Origin of the sequence: Streptomyces doebereineriae, from assembly GCF_031845645.1 — a bacterium.
Lineage (GTDB): Bacteria > Actinomycetota > Actinomycetes > Streptomycetales > Streptomycetaceae > Streptomyces > Streptomyces canus.
The window spans coordinates 257,322-267,945 of record NZ_JAVREZ010000015.1 but is presented as its reverse complement, the minus strand read 5'-3'; the positions used below and the strand labels follow the sequence as shown (position 1 = coordinate 267,945).

The 10,624-nt window shown below is 68.2% G+C and carries 10 protein-coding genes and 2 pseudogenes; 4 read left to right on the top strand and 8 right to left on the bottom strand.

The annotated features are described in order from the left end of the window. The 3 genes and pseudogenes from RNB18_RS53880 to RNB18_RS35845 form a co-directional block, all read right to left on the bottom strand. A pseudogene (locus RNB18_RS53880) lies at positions 1-81 on the bottom strand (IS5/IS1182 family transposase); the annotation flags it as partial. A gap of 92 nt (positions 82-173) precedes the next feature. After that, a complete protein-coding gene (locus RNB18_RS35850) occupies positions 174-440 on the bottom strand; it encodes a hypothetical protein (RefSeq protein ID WP_311718243.1) in 267 nt (88 codons plus the stop codon). Between the two features lie 151 nt (positions 441-591). Then, positions 592-1,209 carry an HAD family hydrolase gene (locus tag RNB18_RS35845; protein ID WP_311718242.1) on the bottom strand — a complete coding sequence of 206 codons (618 nt, stop codon included), beginning with the start codon at positions 1,207-1,209 and terminating at the stop codon, positions 592-594. Between the two features lie 221 nt (positions 1,210-1,430). Between RNB18_RS35845 and RNB18_RS35840 the strand changes: the two genes are divergently transcribed. Together RNB18_RS35840 and RNB18_RS35835 are read left to right on the top strand one after the other, a co-directional pair. Next, positions 1,431-1,880 (top strand): YrhB domain-containing protein, encoded by a 450-nt coding sequence (locus RNB18_RS35840; RefSeq protein ID WP_311718240.1) that lies wholly within the window; start codon positions 1,431-1,433, stop codon positions 1,878-1,880. A gap of 23 nt (positions 1,881-1,903) precedes the next feature. Next, positions 1,904-2,605, top strand: a complete 702-nt coding sequence (locus RNB18_RS35835) for a hypothetical protein (RefSeq protein ID WP_311718239.1) — start codon at positions 1,904-1,906, stop codon at positions 2,603-2,605. Positions 2,606-2,610: 5 nt separating this feature from the next. Here RNB18_RS35835 and RNB18_RS35830 read toward each other — a convergent pair. The 5 genes and pseudogenes from RNB18_RS35830 to RNB18_RS35810 all read right to left on the bottom strand — a co-directional run bounded on the left by RNB18_RS35830 (position 2,611) and on the right by RNB18_RS35810 (position 8,506). Continuing rightward, positions 2,611-3,811, bottom strand: a pseudogene (locus RNB18_RS35830) (IS110 family transposase). A 620-nt stretch (positions 3,812-4,431) separates the two neighbouring features. Further along, on the bottom strand, positions 4,432-5,175 hold the full coding sequence (locus tag RNB18_RS35825; RefSeq protein WP_311718238.1) for a DUF3885 domain-containing protein: 744 nt from the start codon (positions 5,173-5,175) through the stop codon (positions 4,432-4,434). A 321-nt stretch (positions 5,176-5,496) separates the two neighbouring features. Then, on the bottom strand, positions 5,497-6,039 hold the full coding sequence (locus RNB18_RS35820; protein WP_311718237.1) for an MOSC domain-containing protein: 543 nt from the start codon (positions 6,037-6,039) through the stop codon (positions 5,497-5,499). 131 nt (positions 6,040-6,170) lie between these two features. Continuing rightward, positions 6,171-7,448: an MFS transporter gene (locus tag RNB18_RS35815; RefSeq protein WP_311718236.1), complete on the bottom strand. Its 1,278-nt coding sequence runs from the start codon at positions 7,446-7,448 to the stop codon at positions 6,171-6,173. Between the two features lie 113 nt (positions 7,449-7,561). After that, a complete protein-coding gene (locus RNB18_RS35810; RefSeq protein WP_311718235.1) occupies positions 7,562-8,506 on the bottom strand; it encodes a LysR family transcriptional regulator in 945 nt (314 codons plus the stop codon). A gap of 133 nt (positions 8,507-8,639) precedes the next feature. Here RNB18_RS35810 and RNB18_RS35805 point away from each other — a divergent pair, with 133 nt between their 5' ends. Continuing rightward, the gene (locus RNB18_RS35805; protein WP_311718234.1) at positions 8,640-9,638 is read left to right on the top strand and encodes a fumarylacetoacetate hydrolase family protein; all 999 of its coding nucleotides are present in this window, start codon (positions 8,640-8,642) and stop codon (positions 9,636-9,638) included. Next, positions 9,635-10,612 (top strand): cyclase family protein, encoded by a 978-nt coding sequence (locus RNB18_RS35800; protein WP_311718233.1) that lies wholly within the window; start codon positions 9,635-9,637, stop codon positions 10,610-10,612. Before RNB18_RS35805 ends, RNB18_RS35800 begins: the two co-directional genes overlap by 4 nt. Positions 10,613-10,624 lie beyond the last annotated feature (12 nt).

The following is a 10,624-nucleotide window of genomic DNA, read 5'->3' as shown; positions in this document are numbered from 1 at the left end:
TAACAAGCCTTCGAACTGCCGCATCCGCAGGCCCGTGAACGTCTCCACCCACAACGGATCAGCCCTCAACACCCCAGCCATACAAGGGAAATGCCCTGATCACGGCCTTTTGGAACACGCTTTAGGCCAAGCGGGGGATGCGCTCCTGCTCGGCATGTCTCGCCGTAGTCCGGTCAACGACTCGGTGCTTGCCGCCTGTGCATCCGATAGCTATGTGGCGGGGGCTGGCGGGGGCTGGCGGGGAGGTGGGCGTAGTCGGCGAGGTTGGCGTTGAGTTCGAGGGCGCCGGGGGAGTTGCGGACGACGTCATGGACGCAGAGGTCATGGCCGTCGAGGTCGAGGATGTCGCGGGCGGAGGTCGGGTCGCGGAGCCCGTCGCGGACGTCCTCGATCCGGTCGGCCTGCGGCGGGGCGGGGCGGCCGTCGGTGTCGTGGGACATGTGGAGGTAGCTGAACGGCGTCGGCTTTCTAGAAGTAGCAACACCAAGGGTCAGTTCTGGGAACGTTGAACGGCACTTGCGTGCAGGAGGGTCGGCGAGTTTCAGCAGCACCCGAAGCCAGCGTCTGCAGGGAGGCTGGGCAGGTGGCCAGTCAATCCAGCAGCGGCGCGACCGCGGCCCGCAGTTGCTCGATGTGCTGGTAGTGCACGCCGGTCGCACCGGCCACCTGGGCTGCGGTGACATGGCCAGCGGTGTCATCGACGAACAGACAACGCTTGAGATCGGCCCCGACCTGCTGGGCGGCTATGTCGAAGACTCGTCGGTCGGGCTTGGCCACCCCGATCCGGGCTGTGTTGATCACTGCGTCGAACGCCTCGTCCAGCCCGATCGCGGCAAGATATGCCTCCAGCCGGGTGGTCGCGTTGGAAACCAGGACCACCGGCACCCTCGTGCGGAGTGCGGCTAGAAGCTCCACAACGTCAGTGTCGACTCGGCCGGTGAGTCCGCTCCATGCCTCGATGAGCTCCCGGGCCTGCTCAGGTGATCCGCAGACCGGAGCCAGGACCTGGGCGACCTGGCGCCGCCACTGTTCGTCGCTCAGACGCCCCGTGACGGCTGCCTGGAGAAGATCACCATCGAACGCCGCTGCTGCCAGCGTGCCCTCGGTCAGGCTCCAGGCCCGGTCCAGCGAGTTCATCCCGTCGGGATCCCACAGGTGCACGACTCCGTCGAAGTCGCACAGCACCGCGTCGAACGGCAACGTGTCCATGAACGGCGATCATTCCATCTGCCAGCTCAACCGCCAACGCCGTTCAGAACGGTGGCTTTGACGCTCGGCGATCAGCGTGCTGGTTGGTGTACTGGCGCAGAGCACTTTGTTCCGCAGCTGTCGTAAGTCCTGAGCAAGAAGGTCCGTCAGCCCCTCATATGTGGCGCTGGGCCGTGCGAATTCACTGGTCGGCAGAGGGGCCGGTACGGGATGCTGCACGCGTGATCGAGCGAGAAGCCGCCGTTCGGGCTGTCGAAGAACGGTTGGAGCACGACTATCAGCAGTGGCGGGCTGTGAGCGCGGACGCAGTGATCGTCTCCTGGCAGTCCGAGGAGCTCGTACGCACTCGGAACTCGAGGTACATGCTGGTCGGTAATGGGCCGTACCTGGTCGACCGCGTCGACGGGGGACTGCACCAGATCGGCGTCGTCTCCGCGAAAACAGGGGAGTGGGAGACCGACTACCGGGCCCGGGTACGTGGGCTGCCGGTGCGTACCGCAGCAGACGACCTGCACGATGCACTCTGCGAAGTCGCCGTTACGAACGGACGCATGCACGCTGTGCGGACACTGCGCCAGAGGCTGCCGATGCTCTCGCCTGCGGAGACACCTCACGTTGCTATGCCGTCAAGTCGGTCGGCCGTGAGGGCCGGGGTCTTCGAACAGTCCTGACTGGGCTTGGAGAGAATCCCGGCATGGTGATGGCACGGCACTGGTACTCCTCGTCGCCCGTCGTGGACGGGCACGCGCTCCTGGATGAGCCGGGCTTCTGGCCCGCGTACTTGGCGGACCTGGCTGAGGGGTTCGCGCCGGAAGCCTTCGGATCGGACGCGGGCGACGCGGACGCCATGCTGAGCACGCTCCACGACCCGTCGGCGTGGCCCATGTTCACGGTGCCGCTGGCCGACGGCTTCGCGATCGTCGTGCACTTCAACAGCGGCGAGGAGTTCACAACCACGGACTACTTCCTCACACATCCCGACTGGAGCCAGGATCTCGTCCTGGCCAGTGACGATCAGGACCGCATCGGCCCGGGGCTGTGCTGGCCCGAGCTCTCCGCACTGGTGGAGGCGCCAGCGGCCGCTGTTGGCATCATCGACCCCCATGCCCGGCTCCTGCTCCTCCTGCCCGTTCTGGGCGACACGGCGGTCTCGGAGGACGCGGTGGCTGCCGTCGTCCAGGCCCTCGTTGCTGCAGGGGCTCCCGAGGCGAGCGAGCCGTTGGCCAGGCGGTTGCTCCAAGGGCACCCGATGTGGGGCGGCGAGGACTGGTGGTTCGACACGGATGAGCAGAGCTGGATCTGCGAAGGTGATCGCAGCCCCCGCAAGGTCCCCCTGGGCGATCACCTACCCCCGCAGCAGCGGGCTGCTCTCGAAGCCTGCCTCACACGCCGCTGACGAGGTCAGGCCGCGTTCGCGGCGGCCGTAGCTGGAGCAGGACCGAAGGCGAGCGCTTCGTCATACGTTCGACCCTGCTGGAGGCAGTGGTAGAGCTGGCCGATCATGCGGTTGAAGAGGTTTCGCTGGGCGGCGGCGTGCCAGTCCCCCTGCTCGCGTCGGCGCCGGTAGTGGGCTCCTGCTCCTGGCGAGTGGCGAAGCGCGGAGAAGGCCCACAAGTAGCCGGATGGCGGACTTCTTGCCGGAGGCGCGGGTGATGGGTGAGGAGCCGGCGCATGCCTTGAGGCCGCGGGCGTCGGCGAAGCGGGTGCGGTCGTCGCCGATCTCGGCCAGTACTCGGGCGGCGAGCTGGATGCCGAGTCCGGGGAAGCTCAGCAGGATCTCGGCGTCCGGGTGCTGGGGGAAGGCCTCTTCCACCGCCTGGGCGAGGCTGTCGGCGGCGGTGCAGGCGGCGTCCAGCTGGATGAGGAGGGCGAGCATCTGCTTGCCGAGCGTGTCCTCGACCAGCGTCGGCTGGTGTGGCCACTCGCCCCGGAAGACCTCACGGAGGCGTTCGGCCTCTGCCTCAATGCCGCGCTGGCGGCCGGTGCGTTTGAATGCGGTCTGGATCTGAGTGCGGGTCAATTGTGAGGCCCGAGTCGGAGTCGGGGCGGTCTTGAGGAGTTCACGGGCCTCGGGGCGGCACAGGCCGTTGGTCCAGGTGGTGAAGGCGGCCAGGGCGGCGGGGTAGTACTCGCGCAGCAGGGAACGGAGCTGGTTGGCGAGCTGCTGCCGGTTCCACAGAGTGTCCTGTTGGGCTCGGGCGAGGACGGCGATGGCGCGGCCGAGGTCGGAGTCGTCGGGCAGCTGCCGGTGGGCGTGCATGTCGGTGCGGAGGATGTTGGCCAGGACCAGGGCGTCTCCGGGATCAGATTTCTTGCGGGAGACGCTGTGCCGGTCGCGGTAGCGGGCGGCGGCCATCGGGTTGATGGCGAACACCTTGCGCTTGCCGGTCCGCAACACGGCCACAAGCAGACCGCGGGAGGTCTCGATCGCGACCGGGATCGGGTTCTCCTCGGTATCGCCGTACTCGGCGAGCAGCTCGAGTAAGGTCTTGTAGCCGGCCGCGTCGTCGGTGATGTGACGCTTGGCGAGCAGGTGGCCGGTGTTGTCGACGAGGGCGACGTCGTGGGTTCGTTCCGCCCAGTCGATTCCGCAGTAGATCAAGATTCCCCTCCCCGGAGTTCGGCGTTTGCGCTGGTCACGAGCGCATGCGGGCCATGCAGCGACCTAATCCCAGGACTCGGCACGAGGACCGGTCCGCCACCTCACCAGCCGTTCGTGGCACCAGTGCACCCCGCGGGCCTCGGTCTGTGCAGGAACTCTTCGGCTCGGGCATATCGAGAGGTCGCCATGCGGCGGGCTCACACCACCAACGCCAACGAGTGACCAAAGCGGCTGGCTGCACTTGGTCATAGCCAAGGCATGGTGGTGGCCACGAACGTCAGACGCCGCCACTCTTTGCATAGGCGTCGACGCCGGGCCGTCGATAGGCATGCGCCTGACGCACGTGACCACCAGCACCACGACCGCGCACCGATCTACGTTGAGGCTTCCATGGCCCGGCTGCACCTGGATGTCACGGTCTGGTACTCGAACGTTCCGACAGCCACCCGCTCCTACGGAACGCTCATAACTACGGATTAGGCCATCGAGTACGTGAGCGCGTTGCTGAAGGGTGATGCACCCGCGCGCCGTGTGGCCGTCGCTACCAAAGAACTTGTGGAGCCTCTCAACCCGGTACTTGCGGTGGAGACCATTCTGAGCGGGGCGGCGATCCGAGCCGGTCAGAGACCCGAGGGATGACTGGAAAGCCAGTCGGCGTGCCGATCGCGCATCCGGTCCCGCTCGTCAGACGTGGCGAGGAAGACGTCTGCGCCACCGTCGTAGGGGTGGTGGATGCGCTGCATGCGAGTGTCGGTGATGAGGACTCCCGCCACCTTGTCGTCGGCGATGTCTCGGAGTGACTGGTCGATGCAGCCGCGCTGCCAGGGCCGGTGGGCGGCGAAGAGGTGGCAGTACGTGCGGAACTCAGGGTCAGGATCGTCCTCCACCAGCAGGCTCTGCCAATACCCCGTGACGGGTTGCGATGACGGCACCTCGGTTTCGGTCGTCCAGAGCGGAGTGATCACATATACGTCCGCACCAGCGAACAACTCATCGAGGACGGTGTTGTAACGCTCCAGGACGACGGTGTACTCGCTCTCGTCCTCCGCGTACCGCTTCGACTCCGGCAGGCTGTGAAAGCGTACCCAGACATCCCGATACGGGTCACGGAGCTTGTACCCAACCGGAGGGCAACTGGGCCAACGCTGCTGCCACAGCTCGGTCAAAGTCGCCCGTCCGTCTTCAGACACCCGTCGCACTCGTCCTCTCGCGTATGAACTACCGACGACCATGATGCCGGGCTCACGAACGAGAGACACCGACTTCTTAGCCGCCGCTTCGCCGACTGCCGATGTAGCGGTCCAGTCGCGCTTGATGAAGTTCGTCCAGTCCGTCGCGTTGTCGAGAACGATCGCCTGCGCCATCAATTGGCGGATCGTGTGTCGGTAGTCCGCATGGTCCCGACGCAGGCGCCCTTCCTCAAGTAGCGGCCCGGGTGTAACGAGCTGGCCCGCGATTGATGTTGGGCCGTGTTGGCCTGGCGGCTCGGCTGCCCCGGCGCCGTTCGTGCCGGCGGACTCACAGCGCGCTTCCCAGCGTGGCGCGAGTTGTTCAATCGACTCGCCGAGATGCTGGCGAGAGCCCGCAGAAGGCGTGATGCGCCATGGCCGCGCGGGCCTGCTTGATGCTCACACCACAAGAACCCGTGCGGCCGATGCCACGTCACGACTCGCCCAAAGGAGACGTCAGACCCGATCCAGAGGCCGGTGCGGTCCGCTGGGAAGCTCCGCTTTGATCGTGTCGCCCGGGCGCACCGCGCCGCCCTGCTTCACGATGCTCATGATTCCGGCCCTGCGCACGACGTTCCCGGCCTCATCGCGGTCGACAACCTGCTTCAGCAGCCCATCCTGGAAGTTGTCGATCTGCAGGCAGGGATTGCGCAGGCCAGTCACCTCCAGCACCGCATGGTCGCCAATGCGCAGAAGCGTGCCCACCGGCAGACCCAGCAGATCGATGTCGCGGGTGGTGATGTTCTCGCCGAGGTCACCAGGCATCACCTTGAATCCCTCTGCACTGACCTCGGCGAAGAGCTCTTCATGGATGAGGTGGACCTGGCGCAGGTTCGGCTGGGTGGGGTCCTGTGCGACCCGAGAGCGGTGCTTGACCGTCACGCCGGCATGCACATCACCCTCCACACCGAGCCCGGCGAGCAGCTTGATGCTGTCCCGGTTCGGCTTGGTGAACGAGTACTCAGGGTTGCTGCTGACTGCCGCAACTATCCCGCTCATCCTCGGATCCCCTCCAGTGACAATGGTCAGCCACGACCCTAACCCTTGTTCTGCAAACCGGCCTCACCGCCTGGACCTGGTCCGTACCGGACAGCGCCGCCCTCGACTCGCCCGTCGAGGGCGGCTTCCTACTACTGGGGCAACGGTGCGGCGGCCGCGGCCCTGCGCCGGGCGGTCAGGAAGAGGCCTGCCGCGACGACGGCCGAGGTCAGGCCGAGCAGGCCGACGGCGGAGGCCAGGGTGCCGAGGGCGGACTCGGCCGCGATCAGCGCCAGCGGGCAGATGAACTGGCCGATGAAGAACGACGCGGTCCACAGGCCGGTGCCACGGCCTCGGTCGGCAAAGTCCAGCCTGGACATGGCGATGGTGAGCAGGGAAGGCAGCAGGAGACCGGTGCCGAGGCAGTTGAGTACGGCGCCGGCGATCAGCAGCGGCGCGCTGTTGGCGAGCCACATCACCGCGAACCCGGCCGAGCACAGGGCGAAGACGAGTGGCAGCCGGGGCCCCGGGGCCCCGCGCAGCTTGGCGAAGGTGATCGCGCCGGCCACGGTGGCGGCGCTGGCGATCGCTGTGGCCAGCCCGATCACGCTGGTCGCCGTCACGCCGAGGTCGTCCAACAGGTAGGACATCTCCACCGGGACGGTGTAGAAGACGAGGGCCCCGAACACGGTGAGTCCGCAGATCCCGGCCAGCTGCCGGAAGGGGAAGGAGCGCTTCGGCGCGACCGTGGTGTCCGTGCTCTCCCCGTCCCCGTCCTCGGCGGCGGCACCGGTGGCCGCGGTCGGCTTCGGCAGCCCGATGGCCATGAGCGGGGCGATGAGCAGGCTGACGGCGTAGATCCAGAACGGGGTCCGCCAGCCGGCCGACCCCGCGGCACCGCCGATGACGAAGAACGCGGTCGCGGAGGCGGAGGCGCACATGGTCTGCAGGGCGAGGTAGCGGTCCCGTACCCGACCGCTGTAGTAGTCGCCGATCAGCGTGGTGCAGCAGGTCATGATGGCGGCCTCGGCGACACCTACCAGGGCGCGGCTGGCCACGATGGCGCCCAGCGACTCCAGCCACAGCGGGGCGGTGCCGAAGATCGAGTACAGCACGGTCGCGGCGATCAGCAGGCGCTTGCGGCCGAGCCGGTCGACGATGACGCCCGCGAAGGGTGCCAGCAAGCCCAGCGCCAGGGCAGGGACGGTGAGGGCCATCGGGACCAGGGCGCCTGCGCCGGGCACGTCGGCGAAGTGGTCCTGCATCTTGGGCAGCACGGGGGCGATCAGGACGGCCCCGAGGATCGGCAGGCAGCTGCCGGCCATGAGGAGAGCGACGCGCAGCCGGTGTGCGGCACCGGACGTCGGAAGGATCGCACCGGACGGCGGCACTGGTTCCGCGTAGGCGGGCAAAGGCACGGAAGCGGGCATGCGGGAACTCCACGTGGCGAGGTGAGGGACGGCACGCCAACGGGAAACGGAGACCCGGGAAGAGGGGCGTGCGGAGAACTGGGGTCGACTATGAGTGAGCGGCCCGGCCCTGCCTAGGCTCTGTCCGATCGATCTCCTGGATCGCGGTCATCCTTGCCGTGGATGGTCTCGGCGACCCGGGCCGCTGTCTCCCGCAGCCAGATGTGCGCCGCGTCGTGCGTGTGCACCGGGTGCCACCACAGGGCTTCCCGGAGCGGCACGGCGTCGTAGGGCGGTTCCATGACCCGTACGGGGACGAGTCCGTCGAGCCGGTCGGCGAGATGCCCCTGGATCAGGGCGACCCGGCGGGTGCCCGCGACCAGGAGGGGCATCAACTGGAAGCTGTCGACGGAGACTTCGACGCGCGGCTCGATACCGAGCATGCCGATCTGACGGGCGGCGGGTGCGTCGTACGTGCGCTGGTACGTCACCCACGGCAGCCGGGCCAGGTCGTCGAGGGTGAGCTGCTCGCCGACCTCGGGGTTGTCGTCGGCGACGAGGTAGACCCAGCGGTCCCGGTAGAGCTCCACGGCGGGAAAGTCGCCGATGATGCCGTGCGGCAGGAGCAGCCCGTCGGCGGTGCTCAGCAGTGCCCCGGTGTTCTCGGTGAGGTCCGTCGGGGGCTGCCTGAAGCGCAGCCTGATCCCCGGCGCCTCGGTGTGGGCGGTGCGGGCGAGTTCGGCACCGAAGACGGCCACCGCGTAGTCGGAGGCGATCAGGGTGAACTCGTGCTCCTCACGGGCGGGGTCGAACACCGCCTGGCTGGTGAAGACGCGTTCGAGCAGGTCGCAGGCGGTGGCGGTGCGGGCGAGGAGGGCCAGGCCGAGGGCGGTCAGTTCGTAGTGTCCGCCGACCCTGGAGAGCAGGTCGTCGCCGAAGTGGCGGCGCAGCCGGGCCAGGGCGGCGCTCATGGCGGGCTGGCTGAGCCCGATGCGCCGGCCCGCGTTGGTGACGTTGCGCTCCTCCAGGAGGGCCCGCAGGGCGACGACGAGGTTGAGGTCCAGGCTGGCCAGGTTCACGCGAAATCCCTTACGGAGCAGGAGACGGTGGCGTGAGTATTCGCCGCCTGGATGCCTGGCATCCAAGGAATCTATTTCCCTGATCGCAATCTACGGGTCAGATTAGTGGCCTCGCAATCGGGAGGACATCTCCGTGAAATCCGCAGCCACGTCGGCGCCCCTCTTCGCCGGCCCCTTGGCCATCGGCACTCTTTCCGTTCCGGGCGGGGCCGCGTTCCCCGGCCTCGTGCTGCCGGACGGCCGCGTGCTCGACCTGCGTACGGCACTGGACGAACCCGCCCTGACCACCCTCGCTCTCCTGGAGCGCTGGGACGAGGAACTGCCTCGCCTGCGCGGCCTCGCGGACGAGCCGGCCGGTGACTGGCTGCCGCTGGACGACCTGTCCGTGCACGCGCCCGTCGAGCCCCGGCAGATCTTCCAGTCCGGCGCCAACTACCGGCAGCACGTGATCGACCTGGAGGTCGCGCACCGCTCCCCGGACGACCCGCGCACCGCCGAGGAGGCCATCGCCGAGATCGCGGCGATCATGGACAAGCGGGCCACCGAGGATCTCCCGTACGTCTTCATCGGCCTGCCGACCACGATCACCGGCCCCTACGACGACGTCGTACTGCCCGCCTGGGCCAAGAAGCCCGACTGGGAGCTGGAGCTGGCCGCGGTGATCTCCCGCCCCACCTACCGGGTCACGGTGGAAGAGGCCCTTGACCACGTCGCGGGCTACACCATCGCCAACGACCTCACCGACCGGGCCACCGTCTTCCGCCGGGACATGCCCGCCATCGGCACCGACTGGCTGCGCTGCAAGAACGCTCCCGGCTTCACCCCGCTGGGCCCCTGGATCGTCCCCGCCGGGTCCGTCGCCGACCCGTCCGAGCTGCAGGTCACCCTGAAGCTCAACGGAGACACCATGCAGGACGAGTCCGCCAAGGACATGATCTTCGGCGTGGCGCGTCTGGTCTCGTACATCTCCCAGACCTCCCAACTCCTTCCCGGTGACCTGGTGTTGACCGGCAGCCCGGCCGGGAACGGCATGCACTGGGGCCGGCTGCTGCGCGACGGCGACGTGATGGACGGATCCGTCACGGGGCTCGGTGCCCAGCGCACCCACTGCGTCGCGGAGGAGGCATCGTGAGCGGCAGCGCCACCGTGCCTGATGCGGCAGACGCCGAGGGCGCGATCGCCGAGGCCGCCAAGGCGTACTCGAACTGGGGCCGTTGGGGCGAGGACGACGTCCTCGGCACGCTCAACTTCCTGGACGCCGGAAAGCGCCGCGAGGGCGCGGCCCTCGTCCGCGACGGGGTCAGCTTCTCGCTCTCCCAGCGTTTCGACATGAACGGCCCGCAGAAGGGCTGGCGGCGACGTACGAATCCGGTGCACACCATGCTCGACACCGGCACCGACGCCGCCCTGGGCAACCAGGGATTCCCGCACGGCATGGGCGGCGCCGACGACGTGATCGCGATGCCGCTGCAGTGCTCCACCCAGTGGGACGGCCTCGGTCACATCTTCGACCATGGCAAGGCATGGAACGGGCGGGCCGCCGAGAAGGTCGTCACCTCCGACGGCGACCTCGTCACGGGCATCGAGCACATGGCGCCGTACGTGGCCGGGAGGGGCGTCCTCCTCGATGTGGGTCTGGTCGTCGGCGAGAACGGCGAACTGCCCGACGGCTTCGCCATCACCGAGGAGCACCTGACCGCCAGCGCCGAGGCGCACGGCGTCACCGTCGGCCGCGGCGACCTCGTCCTCGTCCGCACCGGACGGCTGACCCGCGCCAAGCGTGACGGCTGGGGCGAGTACGCGGGCGGTCCCTCGCCCGGGCTGAGTTTCACCACCGCCGGCTGGCTGCACGGCAGCGAGATCGCCGGGATCGCCACCGACACCTGGGGTTTCGAGGTCCGGCCCAACGAGTTCGACCACGCCTTCCAGCCGCTGCACCAGGTCGCCATCCCCAACATCGGCCTGCTCATCGGCGAGATGTGGGACCTCGACGCGCTGGCCGAGCACTGTGCGGCCGACGGGCGGTACGAGTTCTGGCTCACCGCCGCTCCGCTGCCCATCACCGGGGCCGTCGGTTCCCCCGTGAACCCGATCGCCGTCAAGTAACGCCCCGGACCG